The organism is Candidatus Dadabacteria bacterium, from assembly GCA_026708565.1.
Classification (GTDB): domain Bacteria; phylum Desulfobacterota_D; class UBA1144; order Nemesobacterales; family Mycalebacteriaceae; genus Mycalebacterium.
Map to the genome: position 1 here is coordinate 1 of JAPOUR010000015.1, position 17,675 is coordinate 17,675.

Sequence of the window (17,675 nt, forward strand, 5' to 3'; positions counted from 1 at the left end):
GTTTTTTAAGATGAAGGATTGATTTGGCTACGAATGCTGTCCATAGATTTGCTATCTCACGACTAAAGCCTATCTTTTTATGAATACCCTTACATACTTCTATTTGTTGCTTCCGTATTCTCTTTCTTGACACAAAAGGAGGGTTTCCTATAACAAGGTCATATTTTTTAGATGCTTGCCATTGAAGGAAATCTCCACACTCAACTTCAAGATTGAATCTATAATCACCTTTTCTTGCTTCCTTGACGGATTTCTTGTCAATATCTACCGCATTGACGTAAAGAGTCTTTCCATCCTTATCTTTGTTGAGAGCAGTAAGAAACACACCGTTGCCGCAACTCGGTTCAAGCACATTTACAGACTTTCTTGTCGGCAAGCGCTCTAACACATAAGACGCCAACCAATTGGCCAGAGGTTGCGGCGTGTAAAAAGAACCGGAATCTTTACTCATGTCTTTCTACCACATTGCAAACTCTTTTCATATCTTCTATGCAACATCACACCCTATTTAACAGAATTTCACCCCGATTTCCACCAGAGCCCCCTCTTGCTCAACAAACGCCGCCGCCTTCACCTTGCCTCCCCGCAAGCCCCTGTGATACCCTTACCGCCACCTAACCCGCCGGAGGCAACCCAATGCTGATACGCAAATGCAAAACTTCCCTTGTCGGCGCAATGGCGCTCATTATGGCAATAGTCACCCTTAACAACATCATTGACCCCGGAGCCAACTTCCCCTTTGTTCAACATGTTATGTCAATGGACTCAATCTTTCCCCACTCAACCCTGAAATGGCGGGCAATTACCTCGCCCGCGCTGCATCAGGCGGCGTGGTGGATTATTATCCTCTGGCAGGCGGTTGTTGCCGTCCTGCTGGCTCTGGGAACGCTCAAACTCCGGCGGGCAACCAAAAGCGGCAAAGACTTTCAACAGTCCAAGGAAACCGCCGTTACAGGACTGACGCTGGGCGCGCTGCTTTTTCTTGTTGTTTTTCTCACCATCGGCGGCGAATGGTTTGTCATGTGGCAGTCCGGATGGAACGCGCAAAACGCATCCTTCCGCTTTTTCGCGCTGTTCGCGTTCGTGCTGTTAATCCTTCTCAACCGCGATGACACGGAAAGCGGAACGTAAAAGACGCTCACCCCTCAAGCTCAACGTTCCAGTATGAGGCATCAACGAAACTCACAAACGGCTCCCACTCCTTGTAGCGAATCGCGCGGGCGAACACACCCGCAAAGGGGCCCCATTTGGGCTCGTCGGGCTTTGTGAGAAGTTTCATCCGCGCCTGCTCCGGCGTTCTGCCGCCCTTTTTGCGGTTGCATACCCCGCACGAGCAAACAACATTGTCCCACCGGCTTGTGCCACCCAAAGAGCGGGGAATCACATGGTCTATGGTGAGTTCACTCCTCGGAAAGCCGCGCCCGCAGTATTGGCACTTGCCCCCGTCCCTGCGGAATATGTTAAGCCGGTTGAACTTCGGACTTTTTCTGTGAAACCCGCCGTAGCGGAGAAGTATGATGACTCTGGGAGCCCTTATGATTCTGTTGACGGTTCTGACATACTCCCCGTCCGCAGACCGGGCGGCGGAAACCTGAGCCCAACTCTCAAAATCAAAAGTCTCATAGGTGTCGGACACGGCCTTTGCATCGCCGCAGTAAAGCATTACAAACGCCCGCCTGAGATTCGTAACCGAAACCGGCAGGTAGTTTCTGTTCAAAACAAGAACCGGTGAACTCAACATCTGACTGAAACGGAGTTTACAGGCAAGGCGGAACTATTACAAAAACTTGACACCTGTCACGCGGGGGTTAAATTTGCCGGAGTGATGTCTCCGGCTGAGATTTTTGCCCTGAACGCCGTTTTTCTTGCGGCGTTTTTCACCGCCCTGCTGCTGGTTGAAAGGTCCAACACGCGGGCGGAAAAGAAGACCCGCTGATGTATCCCGAATCCGTTTCTATTTTAGGCCTGTCCGTCAACAGTTTCGGCGTTATGCTCGCGCTCGCTTTCCTGTGCGCCTACCTTGTCGCCTCGCGCGAACTCAGGCGCAAAGGCGCTCCGGACGGGCTGGCGGCGGACATGTTTCTGTGGGTGGTCGTATGCTCCGTTGCGGGGGCGAAACTGTTTTTTACTGTGGAAAACTTCACCCTCGCGCAGATAGCGTCCGACCCCTTCGGGGCTTTTTTCTCGCGCGGCGGGCTGACCTTTTACGGCGGCCTCGGGGGCGGCCTTGCGGCGGGAATATACCGCGCCCGCAAAAGCGGTTTCGGAGTTTTGAAAACCCTTGACGCCACGGCTCCCGCGCTTGCCCTCGCCTATGCGGTGGGAAGGGTCGGCTGCCTGCTCATCGGAGACGATTATGGAACGGCGTCCTCTCTGCCGTGGGCGATGGCGTTTCCGGAGGGAAGCCCGCCGGTGGATTTCACAGTCCATCCGACCCAGATTTACGAAACCCTTCTGATGACGGGCGTGTTTGCCGTTCTGTGGAGCAGACGCAAGGCGGAGCGGGCGGACGGGAGGCAGTTTGCCCTTTATCTGACGCTTGCCGGAACGGAGCGGTTTTTTGTTGAGTTTATAAGGACAACCACGCCGAGCCCGATTGACGGACTGTCGGTCGCGCAGGTTATCTCTTTTCTGATGATTGTCCTCGGAGTCGCCCGGCTTATGCGCCGTCCCTGACCGCTTCGCGCAGGGCGTCCTCAAACTCGCGGTTTTCACCGGCGAGCCCGACCGTAACCCTGAGGCAGTCCCGGACGCCGCCGCCGGAGAAGTTGCGCGTGAGTATCCCCTTTTCCACAAGGGCGCGCCGGACATCTTCCGCAACGCGGTCGGATGAAAAGCGGATGAGCAGAAAATTCGCATCGCCCGGAAAAACGGTTATGCCGCCGATGGAACTGAGATTTTTGAACATTAACTCGCGCTCCCGGACAACTGTTTTTGCATTTTCCTCAAACAGCGCGCCGTTTTCAAAAAACACCTTCACCGCCGCCTGAGTCAGCGAGTTTATGTTGTAGGGAAGCCGCGCCTTTGATGCCTCCGCCGCAAGGGCGGGCTCCATGAACAGGACGCCGAGCCGCAAAGCCGCAAAACCGATTTTGGAAAAGGTTCGCATCACGGCAAGGTTGGGATATTTTTTCATAAGCGGAATGTGCGTTACGCCGCAAAAGTGAAAATACGCCTCGTCCGCCACCACGATTCCGGGCGCGGCGGATATGACAGCCTCAATTTTTTCAAGTGAAAAAAGATTTCCCGTCGGGCTGTTGGGAGACGCGAGAAAAATCACATCGGGGGCGGTCTCCTCAATGGCGCGCAGCATCGCGCCTTTGTCAAGGTCAAAAGCGGCGTCAAGATTTTGAGCGACAACCTTTTTGCCGAGCGCGGAGGCGATAAGCGAATACATGGAGAAAGTGGGAGACGGAATGAGAACCGAACCTGAGCCGCCGCAGAAGGTCTGGATGACTATCTGTATGAGTTCGTCCGAGCCGTTGCCGGGGACTATGCCGTCCGGGGAAACGCCGGTGGAATCGGAAAGGGCGCGCTTTAGAGCGGCGCAGTCCGGGTCGGGATAGCGGTTGAGCGGAACTTTTGATACTTCCTCAAGAACGCCCTTCAGCAGTTCGGGCGGAAGAGAGAACGGGCTTTCGTTGCCGTCAAGCCGGATGCGGCACGGGGGCCTTCGGGCGTCGTAGGCGGCGGCGCGGCGTATGGACGGGGAAACCCTGCCCTTAAGTTTTTCAATGTCCGCCATTTCTCAGTGCCGCCCTTGCGGACGGCGTCTGACCGCCACTGAAAGCGCGTGCGCGGTAAGCCCTTCGCAACGGGCGAGAGTGTCCACCGTGTCCGCCAGAGATTCAAATCCCTTCACCGTAATTTCCGCCGTGCTTGGAGTTCTCATAAAATCGGCCGCCGAAAGCGGAGACGAAAACCGCGCCGCCCCTCCGGTGGGAAGCACATGGCTTGAGCCGCATACATAGTCGCCAAACGCCTCGGTGGAGCGCGCGCCGACAAAAACCGCCCCCGCATGCCGTATGTGCGGCAGCAGTTTGCGCGGAGACTTAACGCACAACTCAAGGTGTTCCGGCGCAACCGCGTTTGCAATTTGAACCGCTTGCATAACGCCGCCCGTTATAAAAATTCTTCCCCTGTTTTTGATTGACGCGAGCGCAATCTTTTTTCTCTCAATCGCGCCCGCCATTGACAGGAGTTCGGATTTGACGAGTTCCGCATAAGGGGCGGAGGTGGCGGCAAGGGTCGGGGTGGCCATTTCATCGTGTTCGGCCTGGGCAAGCAGGTCTGCGGCGACCCAGCGCGCGGGGCATGAGCCGTCCGCAATGACAAACACCTCGCTCGGCCCCGCCATCATATCTATGTCAACCTCGCCGTAAACCAGTTTTTTTGCGATGGTAACGTATATGTTGCCGGGTCCCGCTATCTTGTCCGCGCGGGGGACGGACTTTGTGCCGAATGCAAGCGCGGCGATTGCCTGAGCGCCGCCAACTTTGAATATGCGGTTAACGCCGGCAATTTTTGCGGCGGCGACCGCCGCCGGGTTGAGTTCGCCGCCCGGGCACGGGGTTGTCATCACGATTTCGCCAACTCCGGCGACCTTTGCCGGAATTGCCGTCATAAGAACGGTTGACGGATACGCCGCCTTGCCGCCCGGTATGTATATGCCCGCCCTGTCAAGGGGGCGCGCCAGCCATCCGAGGCGGTTGCCGTGGGAGTCTTTGAATTCGCGGGCGGAGGGCAGTTTGGTTTTCTGGTAGTCAACTATCCGGCGGCATGCCTTTTTCAGAGCCGTGATGACCGGGCGCGGCACTTGCGCGATTGCCCTTTGTTCTTCAAGGGGCGAGACCTCAACCGTGCGGGCGGACGCGCGCCAGCCGTCAAACTTTTTTGTGAGTGAAAACAGTTGTTTGTCGCCCCCTTCCCTGACGGCGGAGATGATCTTTGCGACTGCGGCGACTTTCTCCGGGTCAAAGTCCGATGTCCGCTCTTTTATGAGCGCCGTTTCTTTTTCAATGTTTGCCGAAGTTATCCTGACGGTTTTCAAGTTCCCGTTACTCCGTGTGAGCGCCCTCGCCGAAACCGCTTTTCACAAACCCGGCGATTTCGTCCGCGGCTGTCTGCGCGTCATTGCCTGAGACTTCAATGTCTATCTCCGTTCCCCTTGCGGCGGCGAGCGACAGAATGCCGAGGATGCTTTTGCCGTCCACCTCGTAGCCGTTCTTTATGATTTTGATGTCCGAGGAAAACTTGTTTGAAAGTTTCACAAACCCCGCCGCCGCCCGCGCGTGCAAGCCGAGTGTGTTGACAATGGTAAAGGTTTTTCTGATTGGGGGCATTTAGTAGATAATAACATATACGCCGCTTTCCGTCATTTCGGGCTTGATGCGGAAAGTGGAGGAGGAATTGGGGCGGAGGTTTGGTTAGAATGTTGGGGGTTTGACTGGGGGCAGAGGGAGGAAAGAAGATGAACAATTATGGTTGGACAGACCTGATGTGGGCGGCGGCTGACGGAGACACTGAGGGAATACGGTGGACATTGCTGAATATGGGTGAGTATGTAGAAGCAAGAAGTGATGTATACGGCTTTACTGCTCTGATGGTGGCGGCGCGTTTCGGACGACCCGAAGCAATTCATACATTGCTGAATGCAGGGGCGAACATAGAAGCAAGAGACAATGACGGCTACCAGAGGACATCTTTGATGTGGGCGGCGTATGGGGGAGACACTGAAGCAATACAGACTTTGCTGAATGCAGGGGCAAATATAGAAGCAAGAGATAACAAAGACCGCTTTACGCCTCTGATGATTGCAGCGTATGAGGGGCACATTGAAGCAATACAGACTTTGCTGAATGCGGGGGCAAATATAGAAGCAAGAGATAAAGACCACTTTACGCCTCTGATGATTGCAGCGTATGAGGGGCATACCGCAACAATAAAAGTATTGCTGAAAGCAGGAGCAAATACAGAAGCAAGAAGTAAAGGTGGTAATAAGACGGCTCTTATGTGGGCGGCGGATAATGGACACACCGGAGCAGTCCAGACATTGCTGAAGGCGGAAGCAGATATAAACGCAACAGATAAAGATGGCAAGACAGTTTTGGAGAGGGTGGAATGTAAGGGAGACACCGAAGTGGTCCGAGCATTGCTGTATGCGGAAGCAGTTATAAACGCAAGAGATAAAGACTACAAGACGGCCCTTATGTTCGCTGCGCGTTTCGGAAGAACCGAAGCAATTCAAGCATTGCTGAAAGTAGGAGCGGATATAGAAACAAAAGATAATAATGGCAAGACGGCTCTGATGTGGGCGGCGGATAACAGACACACTAAAGCAATTCAGGCATTGCTGAAAGCGGGAGCGGATATAGAAACAAGAAATGAAGATGGCAAGACGGCTCTGATGATTGCGGTGTGTTCCGGACAAAGTGAAGCAATTCAGGCGTTATTGAATGTAGGAGCAGATATAGAGTTAAAAGATAAAGACGGCTGGACAAACCTGATGTGGGCGGCATATTGGGGACACGCCAAAGCAATACAAGTATTGCTGAATGCGGGGGCGAATATAGAAGCAAGAGATAAAGGCGGTAAAACGGCCCTGATGTGGGCGGCGGATAACAGGCACACTAGAACAATACAGGTATTGCTGAAAGCGGGAGCGGATATAGAAACAAAGGATAATAACGGCTGGACGGCTCTGATGTGGGCGGCGCATAGGGGACACACTAAAGCAATTCAGGCATTGCTGAAAGCGGGGGCAGATATAGAAACAAGAAATGAAGATGGCGACACTGCCTTTGGTGTATGGCGTAAGTTGTGGGATTCATGGTGGAAATCGGGAGATATGCACAAAGAAGAAACCCAAACAATTTCAGAACTTCTCCGCCCAAGATGAGAGAGTTTCAGGTCTCCATGACGGTGCAACCACCTAATTCTCAAACAGAGTGCAACGTTAAAACAGCCATCCAATAAGCAAAAGCCCTGCTGTTTGGCAGGGCTTTTGCGAGTATGTGGCGCTGTTTCTTAATTTTTGTTCTCTTCGAACTCTTCATAACGGATGCCCTCTCATTTATCGGGCGACATTTCATTTAACTGTGTAGCTGTCTATTTCTGGTCATCTGACCAGAAGAATGATTAAGCCGAGTAGCCATATTAGTTCTCTTACTTTCATTTGAAGTCTGACCATAAGCAATCACCTCCTTCCCGCCTTACAACTCACCCCTGCCACATAGAGCAAAGACAGGGTTCCTATTCTGTCCGCTCTTGAAAGCATTGACAAATTTTCCACCCCAACCCCTCTGGATTCCTTGTCGGAGCAAGGAATGACAGAAGATAACCCCAACCCGGACAATTCCACACCCCATCCCCGCACGGACGGACACGGACTAACAACGACTTGCACGGACTTGCCCTCGCCCGCATTTGTCCGTGTTTGTCGCCCGACACTCTGGAATGGCAACGCGGCGCAAGTTAAAATGCTCCCGCAATGACGGACGATATATGCCAAAAGGCGGCGGGCGGCGGGCGGATAACCCCGCAAGACGCCCTTGCCCTTCTCTCTCTCGCCCCCCTCGCCCAACTGGGAGCGCTCGCGTCTCTTTGCAGACAGAGAAACAACCCCGGAAAAACCGTAACCTTCGTGCGCGACACAAACCCCAACTACACAAACGTGTGCGACACAGAATGCCTTTTCTGCGCGTTCTGGAGGCCCCCCTCCGCATCAGACGCCTACACCCTTGCCGCAGACAAACTGATTGAAATAATGCGAACCTCAATGCACAACGGCGCGACCACCGTTCTGCTTCAGGGAGGACACAACCCGGAGATCGGGCTTGACTACTACACCGAAGTTGTGGAGCGGGCAACCCGCGAGATTCCGGAAATCCACCTTCACGCATTTTCCGCTCCGGAAGTGGCGGCAATTGCAAAATACGAGGGCATAAGTTCAAGCGAAGTTCTGCAAAAACTGTGGAACGCCGGGCTCAGAACAATCCCCGGCGGCGGGGCGGAAATCCTTTCAAACCGCGTCAGAAAAAAAATCAGCCCGTTGAAAATAGACGCCGACAGGTGGATTGAAATCACGCGGGAGGCGCATGAAATCGGCTTCAAAACAACGGCGACCATGATGTTCGGCCACGTTGAAGAGGATGAGGACATTGTGGAGCATCTTGAGAGAATAAGAAATTTGCAGGATGAAACGGGCGGATTTCTCGCCTTTATCCCGTGGATATTCAAACCGTCAAACACATTTCTTGAGCGGAAAGTTCCCTCCGAGGCGGGCGGAGAACGTTACCTCCGCGTGCTGGCGGTGTGCCGCATATTTCTTGACAACTTCAAATTCATTCAAGGGTCCTGGTTCACTCAGGGATTCAAGATCGGCTCGGCGTCAATGCGCTTCGGGGCGGACGACCTGGGCGGCACTTTGTATGAGGAAAACGTGCTCCGGTGCGCGGAAAACAGAACGAAGGCAAGCGCGGACGAAATTGCCGGAATGATAAAAAGCGCCGGTTTTGAGCCCGCGCAGAGAAACACCTTTTACGAAATCATACGCAGGTTCTGATGGCGGAAGAGCGGGTGCAAAAACTGCTTGCGGGCGCGGGGGTCGGCTCGCGGAGAAAGGTTGAGGAACTGATAGGCAAGGGACTGGTCGCGGTAAACGGGCGGGTCTGCAAACCCGGAGACAAAGCAACCCCGGATGACACCGTTACCGTCTCCGGAAAAGTAATTGACCTTTCCGCCCCGGCGGACGGCGGCGCGGTTATCGCCTACAACAAGCCTGCGGGCAAAATTGTGAGCAGAGCCGACCCCGGCGGACGACCGACAGTTTTTGAAGACCTTCCGCCGCTGAAAAAATCGCGATGGGTGTCCGTGGGGCGGCTTGACCTCAACACTTCGGGACTGATGATATTTTGCTCGGACGGACACCTTGCCGCCCGGCTCGCCCACCCTTCAAGCGGGATTGAGCGCGAATACATGGCGCGCGTGCGCGGGAAAGCGGGAAAGGAAACCTTGGCGCGGCTTCTGCGCGGAATCAGGATTGACGGCAAAACGGGGCGGTTTGAAAAGGTCGCCCCGGCGGCGGCAAAGGACGGGGCGAACAAATGGTTCAGGATAACCGTAACGGAGGGCAGAAACCGTTTTGTGCGGCGAATGTGGGAGAGTTGCGGCTGTGAGGTCAACCGGCTTATACGGACGCGGTTCGGCCCCGTCAAACTTCCCAAAAACCTCCCTGCGGGTGCGTGCCTGTTTGCGGACGAAAAACTTGTGAAAAAACTCCGGAAAGCCGCGGGTCTGCCGCTTTAGCGCGCGCGCTCAATATAACTTCCGTCTCTGGTGTCAACCCGTATCGTGTCTCCGGGGTTTACAAAAAGAGGCACATTCACTTTCGCGCCCGTCTCAAGCGTGGCGGGCTTTGTGGCGGACGCCGCCGTGTCTCCCTTAACGCCGGGCTCGGCTTCGGTAACTTTCAGTTCAACCACCGATTTCGGAAACTCAACACCCGACGGAGCGCCGTTGATAAACCCGACCAGAACCTCCTGCTGCTCGCTCAGAAAGTCCGCCGCCGAGCCGACCTCCTCGCGTGACAGTTCCAGTTGGTCGTAACTCTCCTCATCCATAAAGTGGAACGATGAGCCGTCCGAATAGAGAAATCTCATTGTCCGTTTTTTGATGTCCGGCGTTTCAAACCTGTCTCCCGAACGAAACTTCTTTTCCTGCACCGCGCCCGTTACGATGTTGCGAACCTTCGCGGTTACAATGGGACTGCGTTGCGCCATCTTTGAGTGCTGATACTCAATAATTTCCCAGACGCCGCCGTCCATTTCTATCTTCATTCCCCTGTGGAAATCGCTTGTTTCTACGGCCATATCCTGTCTCCCGTAACGGGGAGGTTACTTCCTCTTGAACATCTTCTCAAGGTCGCCGTGAGACAGATGAACGCAGACGGGGCGTCCGTGCGGGCAGAAGTTTGGGGACTCGCACCCGTCCATTGCCGCAAGAAGCGACCGTATCTCTTTTTTGTCGCCCATGGAGTATCCGGCGCGTATGGAGTCATGGCAGGCCATGGTGGCGAGAACATTTTCCGTCCCGGCGTCAATCGCCCCCGTTTCTTCGGGGCAGTCGCTTTCGTCCAGCGCGGCGAGGGTGTCAACAAACAGCCGCGCCCCGTCCGAGCAGGAAACCAGCGCCGGAACGGTAAGAAGCCGCGCCGCGCCGTCCCCGAACTCCTCGGCGGCGAGCCCCATCGCCTCCATTTTGCCCCTGAAACGGGAAAAAAGCGCCGCGTCTCCGGGGCGCATCTCCACCACATCAGGAACAAGCAACCTTTGAGCGGGAATTTTTCTGTCTTTCGTGTATGCGTTTTTAAACTTTTCAAAATTGACCCTCTCGTGCGCCGCATGCTGGTCTATGAGAACAATCCCGTCGGGAGACTCGCAAACTATGTAAAGCCCGCCCGCCTGTCCGACAATGTTGAGGCCGGAGAAAAATCCCCCGCCGGACTCAGGGGCGGCAAGGGGGAGGGGTTCGGACACGGGCGCGGAAGCGGGCGCGGCGGGGCGGGAAGCGGAGCGGCCAAGGCGGGGCGCGGGCGCATAGGAGCGCGGGGCGGAGACTTCACTGAACGGGCGGCTTGAAGGCGGAGCGGCGGGCGGGGCGGAGGGCTTGGCGGCGGCGGGTTTCAGCCACGGGGCGGAGGAAAGAAAGGCGGCAACCGCAGACTTGACCGCCGCCGCCACCGCGCCCGGAGAGAGAAAACGCACCTCGCGCTTGGCGGGGTGGACGTTCACATCAACCTCATCGGGGGCGACCGTTACGAATATCGCGCCCTGCGGGTAGCGCCCCTTCTCAAAAACGCGCCCGAAGCCGTCCATCAAAATACGGTTGAGAAATCTGTCGCGCACATATCTGCCGTTGACATGGCAGTAAAGACGGTCCATTGACGAGAAGCCGTCTGCGGGCGCGCAGACAAATCCGCTGACCTCCGTCTTGCCGCCGCCGGAGAAGCCGAACGGGTAAAGGGCGGCTTTTCCGACAACGTCCGCCACCCTTTGCTCTATGTCGGCGGGGGGAAGGCGGAAAAGATTTTTGCCGTTGTGGGAAACTTCAAAACCCACATCGGGGTTTGCCACCGCCGCCGCGCGGACCACCGCAACGGCTCTTGAGAGTTCGGTCTCGTCCGTCTTGAGAAACTTGAGCCGGGGGCGCGTGTTGAAGAAAAGCGAGCGCGCTGTGACGGTCGTTCCGTCCGGGCAGCCGGAGTCTGAAACATTCATCACTTTTCCGCCTTCAACCGAAACCTCGGTTCCCGCAGTCTCGCCGCGGGCGCGCGTCTTTAGAGAGAAGCGCGAAACCGCCGCTATGGAGGCAAGCGCCTCCCCCCTGAAGCCGAAAGTCTCCACCGCCTCAAGATCGCTCTCGTCGCTTATCTTGCTTGTCGTGTGCCTCTCTATGCTCATCACGGCATCCTCGCGGGACATGCCGCAACCGTCATCCGAAACGCCGATTAAACGTTTGCCGCCCGCCTCAAGTTCAACCGATATTCTCTCCGCCCCGGCGTCAATTGAATTCTCAAGCAACTCCTTCAGCGCGGCGGCGGGGCGCTCAACAACCTCGCCCGCGGCGATCTTGGATATCAGTATCTTGTCAAGTAGGCGTATCTGGCTCAAAACATTCTGAAGACCGCAATGCCGACAAGCGCGGCAACGGGAACGACCACCGCGGCGATGGCAAACAGCACATAGAAAAACAGGGCGGACTCCGCCCGCGCTCCGTAAACATCCCTTGACTGCTCCTTTACGGAGCCGAAAAGAGACGACAAAAACCCGCGCGAACTCATTTGTCGGCCTTGAGCCTTTCCACCCGCGCCTCGGACAGGGTTTGTATTATGGAATCAACCGACACGGCGGCCAGAGTTGTAAGTTCAAGAGTTCCCCGCGAGCAAAGTTCAATGGACACCTGCCCTATTGTCTCATTGTCCGGGGCTTCAACTATGTTGACAAAATCGTAATGGCCCAGAGTGGCGTATTGCTCCAGCACTTTGACGCCGAATTTTTCCAGTTCCCTGTCAACCTCGCGTATCCTGCCGGGCCTCTCCTTGACCGTTTTGCGCCCTTCGGGGGTGAGCCTGCTCAGTAGTATGTAAATGTTCAAACCGCGCGCTCCGCCGTGATATAATCCGGACTTGCGTAATTGTATAGTGTCTTTTGCGCATAACCAAACAGCGAAATGAAACCTTTTTTCACCGTCCCGCCCCTTCTTGCGTTGCTGCTTCCCGTGTTGCTGTTCGCTCCCGCGCCTGCGGCGGCGGGGCCGCGTTCGGACATCACGGTTGAGGGGTTCAAGTGGGGGTCGGGAGGCCCCGGCAGAAGGGCTGTGTTTTCCGAGGTAACGCTCAGAAACTCCGGACGGACGGACTACTCGTCCGTCAGACTAAAGGCGCGTTTCTACAAAAGGGACGGCTCGGCGGCGGGAAGCGTCCGGGGCACGGTCAGAGGGGGGCTCAAAGCCGGAGAGGTCAAAACTTTTGCAAATGTGCGGCTCGGCGTTATGAACGCCGCCATGGATTCGGTGAAGCTGGGAGTTGTCGGCGGGCGGAAGGCGAAGGATAGCGCGGGCGCGCCGCCCCACCCGCTTGTGGTTTCAAATGTTGACTGGCGCGGAGGCGGGGCGGGAGCCGGAGTGGGAACGGTGGGAAGTGTAACGGTCAAAAATCCGTCTTCCGTGCCGTACGGGTCGGTCAGGTTTCTCGTCATACAGAAAAGCGGCGGCAGGGCGCTTGCGTCAACCGGCGTTATGACGGAAAAAACGGCGGAAGCGGAAGCGGAGACGGTTTATAAAAACATCAATCCGGGGTTTGTCCGCCCGGACACGGATGCGGTGGAGGTCAGGATAGTGTCCGCCGAGCCGGTGAGCGCCAAGCGCGGGGCGCTTATGCGCGGCGGGGAGACCGGGGAGGAAGCGGACGCTCCGGAGCCTGTTCCCGCCTACGACATACGCGTTGAGAAGTTTGAGTGGGGAAGCGGAATCGCCGGGTCGGCGGGAATCATACGGCATCTTGTCCTGAGAAACGCGAGCGCCGTCCGCTACGATGAAATAACGATGATTGCGGAGTTCTTCTCAAGGAGCGGAACGCCGGTCATATCCAACGAGTTCAGAATTAAAAACCCGCCCCCGCCCGGCGAAACGGCGCAATACCGCAATCTGCCGGTCGGCATTCTCAACTACACGCCGGACAGAGACCGCGTGAAAATCAGAGTGCGAAAAGGAAAGGTCGCGCCCCGTTAGGGGCGGCAAAGGACTTAATCCAGAACCGTTGCCTGCTTCATTATATCGGCAAGCCCTTCGCTGAAGGATTCCGCCCCGCTCAGAGGAATAACGATGCAGGAACGCCCGCCGCTAACCTCGGTTATGCGGACATACTTCCCTTTGTGGTTTTCCTTGAGGTCAAAAAAGAACTTCTTCTGTTCAATGTTCACCTGTGTGCTTAAATGGCTCTTTTCAGAGTTCTCGCCATTCATTATGTTCACCCCCGAACTTGATAAGGAGCGTTAGGGTATCAGCAAAACTGAAAAAATCAAACCGCTTGTCCGCGGGCGGCGATGGGCTTATATTGATTGCCATGGCAAGGGTAAAAATTGAGATGCCGGATTCCTTCATTTTCTCAACCGACATAGCGGTTCGCATTGGCGACATAAACTACGGCGGGCATGTGGGGCATGATTCCGTGTTGAGCATCACGCATGAGGCGCGCGTGCGGTTGTTCAAAAGCATGGGCGCGAGCGAGACCGATGTTTTCGGCGGGGCGATAGTCCTTGCGGACGCCCATCTGTCATACACCAATGAGTCATTTTACGGCGACACGCTGAATGTCAAAATTGCGCGCGGGGAGTTCAGCAAAAGCGGGCTGGAACTGTTTTATCTCGTATCGGAGCGGAGGCGCGGGGTTGAGGTGGCGAGGGTGAAAACCGGCGTTGTGTTTTTTGACTATGAGAAGAGAAAAGCGATGCGGGTTCCGGAGGAGTTCCGGCGGTTGTTGTCGGAGATGCGCCCGCTTTAACGGCCGTTTTCGGGAATCCTTACCGGAACAAAAGCGTTGCCGCCCCTCCTTCGTATAAGAAAACGGGCGGTGTCTCCCTTTTTTATCTTTCCAATCGCGCTTGTGTATTCGGAGGGCGAGGCAATTTCTCTCCCGTTCACCTCAAGTATCAGGTCTCCCTCCTTGATACCCGCCTCGGCGGCGGTGCTTCCCCTTGTAACCCCGATGACCACAACCCCTTTCTGAGAACCCAGCCCGTAACGCCGCGCAAGCCCGGGGTCAACGGACGCAACCCGGACGCCGACCGTGGACGGCTCTGATGCGGGCTCCCCGCCGCCGCGCGAAACTTTGCGCTCGCCGCCGTCCTCCATCTGCGCAACGGTCAGATTGAGCGTCTTTTCAGAGCCGTCCCTGAACACCCTGACCTTCGCCCTTGTGCCGGGCTTGAGATTTGCCACTATCCTCGGAAGTTCGGAAGGGTCTTTAACTTCACTGCCGTGGAAATTCAGTATGACATCTCCGGGACGCATTCCCCCCCGCTCCGCGGGGCCGCCCGAAAAAACCTCGCTCACAAGCGCCCCGCGCGTGTCCTTGAGGCCAAACCCCGCGGCGAGTTCCTCGGTGAGATTCTGTATGGAAACCCCTATCCAGCCCCTGACGACAAAACCTTTTTCCTTCAACTGGCGCACGATAACCGAGACCGTGTCAACGGGAATTGAAAACCCGATGCCCTGCCCCCGTGAGGCAATCGCGGTGTTGACCCCTATCACAAGGCCGTCAAGGTTGAACAGCGGCCCGCCGCTGTTGCCGGGGTTCAGGGGGGCGTCCGTCTGTATGAAGTTGTCATACGCGCCCATGTTCAGAGACCTGCCCTTCGCGCTGACAATTCCCGCAGTAACCGTGTATCCGAAGCCGAGCGGGTTTCCTATAGCAAAAACCCACTCGCCTATGCGTGTGTTTTCCGAACTGCCAAACCGGACGGGGACAAGTTTCTCCCCCCGCTTCGGGGTTATTTTGAGAAGGGCTATGTCCGTCTTCGGGTCGGCCCCCACCACCGCCGCCTTGTATATTGAGCCGTTTTCAAGAGTCACCTCTATTGTTTCGGCTTTCTCCACAACATGGTGGTTGGTTACGATGTGCCCGCCGGGGTCTATGATGAAACCGGAGCCCACGCCTTTGTTTTTGTATTCCCTCTGCGGCATCTGCCCGAAAAAGTCTCCGAAAAACTGCTCAAACATGTCGCCGCCGAAACCTTCAAAACCGCCGAAACCGCTGAACCGCGTAACGGTGGTTGTGCTTATGTTGACAACCGAGGGCTTGTGCCTGTCAACAAGGTCGGCAAAAGAGGGAAAACCCTCGCGCCCCTGAAGCGGAGGGGAAAAGGTCTGAACGGGCGGCGCGGACTGCTCAGGCGGGATTTCCCGAACCGGCTCCGCATCCTCATGGGAGGGCGCGGAAACCGCCGGCGGACGGCGGACGCCCGTCCCTTCCGTGGAAAAGCCCCTTGACAGGACAAAGCCAAAAACAACCGCAACCACGGCGAGCAAAAGCAAACTTTTGTTTTTCATCTTTTTTTCAAACTCCTTTGCGCCCCGCGCAAAATTTCCTCCGCCCTGTCGGCGACGCGCTCCGGAGAGAGTCCGTCCGTCTCTATTATGAAATCGGCATCCTCGTAAAAACTCGCGCGCGCGGCCAGAAGTTCCGCCGCCCTTGCGGCGGGGTCTTCAACCTTCAAAAGAGGCCTTGGGGCGTCAAGCGAAACTCTCCGCATCAGGGTCTCAAGTTTCGCCTTCAAGTATATAACAACTCCGGCGCGTTCCATAGCGCGGCGGTTGCGCTCCGAGATCACCGCCCCGCCGCCCGTGGAAACAACCGCGGGACCGGCCGCCGAGCAAATCCCGACAAGCGCGGCGGACTCCGCCTCCCTGAACCCGTCTTCGCCGGACGATGAGAATATGTCTTCTATGCTCATGCCCTCCCGCAAGGCGATGAATTCGTCCAAATCGCGGAAACGCACACCCAGCCGCCGCGCGAGCGCGCGGCCCGCCGAGGTTTTTCCGGCTCCCATAAAACCGGTCAGGAAGATTTTTTCAGGAAGTTTTTCCGCCGCCAAAGACCGCCAGCCTCTCAATGTATTTTGCCACAATGTCGCACTCAAAATTTACCCCGCCGCCGACCGGAAGCGAGGAAAAAGTTGTATGCGACAGGGTGTGCGGAATGATGTTGACCGAAAAACCGGCATCCGTCACCTCGTTCACCGTCAGGCTCACGCCGTCCAGAGATATGCAGCCCTTGGGCGCGACATACCTCATAAAGCCGCCCGGAAGGGAAAACCAAAACTCCACCGAATTTCCGCGCGGCGTTCTCCCCGTTACCTTTCCCACCCCGTCTATGTGCCCCGTTACTATGTGGCCGCCCATCAGCCCGTCCGGACGCACAGACCTCTCAAGGTTGACCGTGTCGCCGCCGCCAACGGATGACATTGTGGTTTTTGAGACGGTCTCCTGCGACATCTGGCAGATAAACCCGCCGCCGCCCACAGACACCACCGTGAGGCAGACGCCGTTCACGGCGACACTTTCACCAATGGCGAGAGAGCCCGCATCCGTGGACAGCGGCCTTATGGATATCTCCGCGCCGCCGTCTCCGGAACGGACAAAACCCACCGTCCCCGTGTCTTCAACTATCCCCGTGAACATCGCGCCGTAAGCAAATCTACCACAAGCGCCGCCGCGCCCACAGTTATAAAAACATCGGCCATATTGAACGCGGGCCAGCGCAACGATTCGCTTCCAAACCAGTGAACGCTGACAAAATCCGTAACACCGCCGAAAACCAGCCTTTCCACGGAGTTTCCAATCGCGCCGCCGGTTACCAGCCCCACTGCGAGCGCGTTTGCCCCGCGCCTGAGAAACAGCACGGCAAAAACCCCCGCAAGCACAAGGGCGGAAACATGAAGAAAAAGGCGGGGGAAATCCCCCAGTTCCTGAAACAGCCCGAACGCTATTCCCGCGTTTGTGTGGCGGACAATATCAACAAAGGGCAGAACCTCATGGCGCGCCCCGGTCGCCACGGCGGTGATGACGGCAGACTTTACCGCAAGGTCAACGCATGCGGCGGAAACAGTCGCAACCAGAAAACGCCCCCGCAAAACGGCCATCAGAAACCCCGCTTCTTTTCCCTCTCGTGAAACAGGCACACGGAGTTCACGCAGTAACGTTTCCCCGTGGGGCGGGGGCCGTCATTAAAGACATGCCCGAGATGAGCGCCGCAACGGGCGCACACTATTTCCGTGCGCAACATGCCGAAAGAGCGGTCTTCCTTGTAGGCGACCGCGCCTTCTCTTATTGGACGCCAAAAACTGGGCCAGCCCGTGCGGGAGTTGTATTTGTGTTCGGAGGAAAAAAGCGGCAGGCCGCAACTTGAGCACTTGTATATTCCGGCCTCGTAAAAACGGTCATATTTTCCGCTGAAAGCCCGCTCCGTTCCCCCGCTCCTGCAAACCCTGAAACGGCGGGGCGAGAGAACTTCGCGCCAGTAGTCCGTGGTTTTAGACCGCCAGTCAACGCGGTCCGCATCAACTCCGTCAAGGTGGACGGGATGGCTTTCGGTGTGGGAGGTATGCGCCCGGCAGACG

21 protein-coding genes and 1 pseudogene are annotated in these 17,675 nt (G+C 56.3%); 7 read left to right on the forward strand and 15 right to left on the reverse strand.

The window, feature by feature from the left end:
- Positions 1 to 451 (reverse strand): class I SAM-dependent methyltransferase (locus tag OXF42_02360; GenBank protein MCY4046940.1); only part of this gene is annotated, 451 nt, incomplete at its 3' end.
- A gap of 185 nt (positions 452 to 636) precedes the next feature.
- Here OXF42_02360 and OXF42_02365 point away from each other — a divergent pair.
- On the forward strand, positions 637 to 1,131 hold the full coding sequence (locus tag OXF42_02365) for a DUF2165 domain-containing protein (GenBank protein ID MCY4046941.1): 495 nt from the start codon (positions 637 to 639) through the stop codon (positions 1,129 to 1,131).
- 7 nt (positions 1,132 to 1,138) lie between these two features.
- Here the strand turns inward: OXF42_02365 and OXF42_02370 are convergent, their stop codons facing one another.
- Positions 1,139 to 1,741 (reverse strand): HNH endonuclease, encoded by a 603-nt coding sequence (locus tag OXF42_02370; GenBank protein ID MCY4046942.1) that lies wholly within the window; start codon positions 1,739 to 1,741, stop codon positions 1,139 to 1,141.
- 194 nt (positions 1,742 to 1,935) lie between these two features.
- On the opposite strand from OXF42_02370, the gene OXF42_02375 reads away from it, so the two are divergent.
- The gene (locus OXF42_02375) at positions 1,936 to 2,676 is read left to right on the forward strand and encodes a prolipoprotein diacylglyceryl transferase (GenBank protein MCY4046943.1); all 741 of its coding nucleotides are present in this window, start codon (positions 1,936 to 1,938) and stop codon (positions 2,674 to 2,676) included.
- Here the strand turns inward: OXF42_02375 and hisC are convergent.
- Genes hisC through OXF42_02390 form a run of 3 tightly spaced genes read right to left on the reverse strand, consistent with a single transcriptional unit; the run spans position 2,660 to position 5,342 of the window.
- Entirely contained in the window at positions 2,660 to 3,745 is a 1,086-nt protein-coding gene (gene hisC, locus OXF42_02380; protein MCY4046944.1) for a histidinol-phosphate transaminase, read from the reverse strand. The genes OXF42_02375 and hisC overlap by 17 nt on opposite strands.
- A gap of 3 nt (positions 3,746 to 3,748) precedes the next feature.
- The gene (gene hisD, locus OXF42_02385; protein ID MCY4046945.1) at positions 3,749 to 5,050 is read right to left on the reverse strand and encodes a histidinol dehydrogenase; all 1,302 of its coding nucleotides are present in this window, start codon (positions 5,048 to 5,050) and stop codon (positions 3,749 to 3,751) included.
- Between the two features lie 7 nt (positions 5,051 to 5,057).
- Positions 5,058 to 5,342: an HPr family phosphocarrier protein gene (locus OXF42_02390; protein MCY4046946.1), complete on the reverse strand. Its 285-nt coding sequence runs from the start codon at positions 5,340 to 5,342 to the stop codon at positions 5,058 to 5,060.
- A 128-nt stretch (positions 5,343 to 5,470) separates the two neighbouring features.
- Here OXF42_02390 and OXF42_02395 point away from each other — a divergent pair, with 128 nt between their 5' ends.
- The 3 genes from OXF42_02395 (at position 5,471) to OXF42_02405 (ending at position 9,306) form a co-directional block, all read left to right on the forward strand.
- Positions 5,471 to 6,898 (forward strand): ankyrin repeat domain-containing protein, encoded by a 1,428-nt coding sequence (locus OXF42_02395; protein ID MCY4046947.1) that lies wholly within the window; start codon positions 5,471 to 5,473, stop codon positions 6,896 to 6,898.
- Between the two features lie 591 nt (positions 6,899 to 7,489).
- Entirely contained in the window at positions 7,490 to 8,563 is a 1,074-nt protein-coding gene (gene mqnC / locus OXF42_02400) for a dehypoxanthine futalosine cyclase (protein ID MCY4046948.1), read from the forward strand.
- On the forward strand, positions 8,563 to 9,306 hold the full coding sequence (locus OXF42_02405; GenBank protein MCY4046949.1) for a pseudouridine synthase: 744 nt from the start codon (positions 8,563 to 8,565) through the stop codon (positions 9,304 to 9,306). Before mqnC ends, OXF42_02405 begins: the two co-directional genes overlap by 1 nt.
- Here OXF42_02405 and efp read toward each other — a convergent pair.
- The 4 genes from efp to OXF42_02425 are packed head-to-tail and all read right to left on the reverse strand — an operon-like array spanning position 9,303 to position 12,153.
- On the reverse strand, positions 9,303 to 9,869 hold the full coding sequence (efp, locus tag OXF42_02410) for an elongation factor P (protein ID MCY4046950.1): 567 nt from the start codon (positions 9,867 to 9,869) through the stop codon (positions 9,303 to 9,305). The genes OXF42_02405 and efp overlap by 4 nt on opposite strands.
- A 24-nt stretch (positions 9,870 to 9,893) precedes the next feature.
- On the reverse strand, positions 9,894 to 11,669 hold the full coding sequence (mutL, locus tag OXF42_02415; GenBank protein MCY4046951.1) for a DNA mismatch repair endonuclease MutL: 1,776 nt from the start codon (positions 11,667 to 11,669) through the stop codon (positions 9,894 to 9,896).
- Positions 11,666 to 11,839 carry a hypothetical protein gene (locus OXF42_02420; GenBank protein ID MCY4046952.1) on the reverse strand — a complete coding sequence of 58 codons (174 nt, stop codon included), beginning with the start codon at positions 11,837 to 11,839 and terminating at the stop codon, positions 11,666 to 11,668. The genes mutL and OXF42_02420 overlap by 4 nt, the downstream gene beginning before the upstream one ends.
- A complete protein-coding gene (locus OXF42_02425) occupies positions 11,836 to 12,153 on the reverse strand; it encodes a GYD domain-containing protein (GenBank protein MCY4046953.1) in 318 nt (105 codons plus the stop codon). The genes OXF42_02420 and OXF42_02425 overlap by 4 nt, the downstream gene beginning before the upstream one ends.
- Before the next feature lie 75 nt (positions 12,154 to 12,228).
- Between OXF42_02425 and OXF42_02430 the strand changes: the two genes are divergently transcribed.
- Positions 12,229 to 13,287: a hypothetical protein gene (locus OXF42_02430; GenBank protein MCY4046954.1), complete on the forward strand. Its 1,059-nt coding sequence runs from the start codon at positions 12,229 to 12,231 to the stop codon at positions 13,285 to 13,287.
- Between the two features lie 14 nt (positions 13,288 to 13,301).
- On the opposite strand, the gene OXF42_02435 is transcribed toward OXF42_02430, so the two are convergent.
- Positions 13,302 to 13,520, reverse strand: coding sequence for a DNA-binding protein (locus OXF42_02435; GenBank protein ID MCY4046955.1), 219 nt, complete (start codon positions 13,518 to 13,520; stop codon positions 13,302 to 13,304).
- 101 nt (positions 13,521 to 13,621) lie between these two features.
- Here OXF42_02435 and OXF42_02440 point away from each other — a divergent pair, with 101 nt between their 5' ends.
- Positions 13,622 to 14,059: a thioesterase family protein gene (locus OXF42_02440; GenBank protein ID MCY4046956.1), complete on the forward strand. Its 438-nt coding sequence runs from the start codon at positions 13,622 to 13,624 to the stop codon at positions 14,057 to 14,059.
- Here OXF42_02440 and OXF42_02445 read toward each other — a convergent pair.
- From OXF42_02445 to msrB, 5 genes and pseudogenes are all read right to left on the reverse strand, one after another.
- Positions 14,056 to 15,606, reverse strand: a complete 1,551-nt coding sequence (locus tag OXF42_02445) for a trypsin-like peptidase domain-containing protein (GenBank protein ID MCY4046957.1) — start codon at positions 15,604 to 15,606, stop codon at positions 14,056 to 14,058. The two genes, OXF42_02440 and OXF42_02445, sit on opposite strands and share 4 nt — an antisense overlap.
- Positions 15,603 to 16,151, reverse strand: a complete 549-nt coding sequence (locus OXF42_02450; GenBank protein MCY4046958.1) for a shikimate kinase — start codon at positions 16,149 to 16,151, stop codon at positions 15,603 to 15,605. Before OXF42_02450 ends, OXF42_02445 begins: the two co-directional genes overlap by 4 nt.
- Positions 16,129 to 16,737 (reverse strand): riboflavin synthase, encoded by a 609-nt coding sequence (locus OXF42_02455; GenBank protein MCY4046959.1) that lies wholly within the window; start codon positions 16,735 to 16,737, stop codon positions 16,129 to 16,131. Before OXF42_02455 ends, OXF42_02450 begins: the two co-directional genes overlap by 23 nt.
- Positions 16,722 to 17,198: a signal peptidase II gene (lspA, locus tag OXF42_02460; protein ID MCY4046960.1), complete on the reverse strand. Its 477-nt coding sequence runs from the start codon at positions 17,196 to 17,198 to the stop codon at positions 16,722 to 16,724. Before lspA ends, OXF42_02455 begins: the two co-directional genes overlap by 16 nt.
- A pseudogene (gene msrB, locus OXF42_02465) lies at positions 17,198 to 17,590 on the reverse strand (peptide-methionine (R)-S-oxide reductase MsrB). Before msrB ends, lspA begins: the two are co-directional and overlap by 1 nt.
- Between the last annotated feature and the right edge of the window lie 85 nt (positions 17,591 to 17,675).

What these genes read in the sequence shown, in the direction of transcription:
- OXF42_02365 (MCY4046941.1), top strand. Translation starts at nt 637, where the DNA reads ATGCTGATACGCAAATGCAAAACTTCCCTTGTCGGCGCAATGGCGCTC.
- OXF42_02370 (MCY4046942.1), bottom strand. Translation starts at nt 1,741, where the DNA reads ATGTTGAGTTCACCGGTTCTTGTTTTGAACAGAAACTACCTGCCGGTT.
- OXF42_02375 (MCY4046943.1), top strand. Translation starts at nt 1,936, where the DNA reads ATGTATCCCGAATCCGTTTCTATTTTAGGCCTGTCCGTCAACAGTTTC.
- hisC (MCY4046944.1), bottom strand. Translation starts at nt 3,745, where the DNA reads ATGGCGGACATTGAAAAACTTAAGGGCAGGGTTTCCCCGTCCATACGC.
- OXF42_02390 (MCY4046946.1), bottom strand. Translation starts at nt 5,342, where the DNA reads ATGCCCCCAATCAGAAAAACCTTTACCATTGTCAACACACTCGGCTTG.
- OXF42_02395 (MCY4046947.1), top strand. Translation starts at nt 5,471, where the DNA reads ATGAACAATTATGGTTGGACAGACCTGATGTGGGCGGCGGCTGACGGA.
- mqnC (MCY4046948.1), top strand. Translation starts at nt 7,490, where the DNA reads ATGACGGACGATATATGCCAAAAGGCGGCGGGCGGCGGGCGGATAACC.
- OXF42_02405 (MCY4046949.1), top strand. Translation starts at nt 8,563, where the DNA reads ATGGCGGAAGAGCGGGTGCAAAAACTGCTTGCGGGCGCGGGGGTCGGC.
- efp (MCY4046950.1), bottom strand. Translation starts at nt 9,869, where the DNA reads ATGGCCGTAGAAACAAGCGATTTCCACAGGGGAATGAAGATAGAAATG.
- OXF42_02420 (MCY4046952.1), bottom strand. Translation starts at nt 11,839, where the DNA reads ATGAGTTCGCGCGGGTTTTTGTCGTCTCTTTTCGGCTCCGTAAAGGAG.
- OXF42_02430 (MCY4046954.1), top strand. Translation starts at nt 12,229, where the DNA reads ATGAAACCTTTTTTCACCGTCCCGCCCCTTCTTGCGTTGCTGCTTCCC.
- OXF42_02435 (MCY4046955.1), bottom strand. Translation starts at nt 13,520, where the DNA reads ATGAATGGCGAGAACTCTGAAAAGAGCCATTTAAGCACACAGGTGAAC.
- OXF42_02440 (MCY4046956.1), top strand. Translation starts at nt 13,622, where the DNA reads ATGGCAAGGGTAAAAATTGAGATGCCGGATTCCTTCATTTTCTCAACC.
- OXF42_02445 (MCY4046957.1), bottom strand. Translation starts at nt 15,606, where the DNA reads ATGAAAAACAAAAGTTTGCTTTTGCTCGCCGTGGTTGCGGTTGTTTTT.
- OXF42_02455 (MCY4046959.1), bottom strand. Translation starts at nt 16,737, where the DNA reads ATGTTCACGGGGATAGTTGAAGACACGGGGACGGTGGGTTTTGTCCGT.
- lspA (MCY4046960.1), bottom strand. Translation starts at nt 17,198, where the DNA reads ATGGCCGTTTTGCGGGGGCGTTTTCTGGTTGCGACTGTTTCCGCCGCA.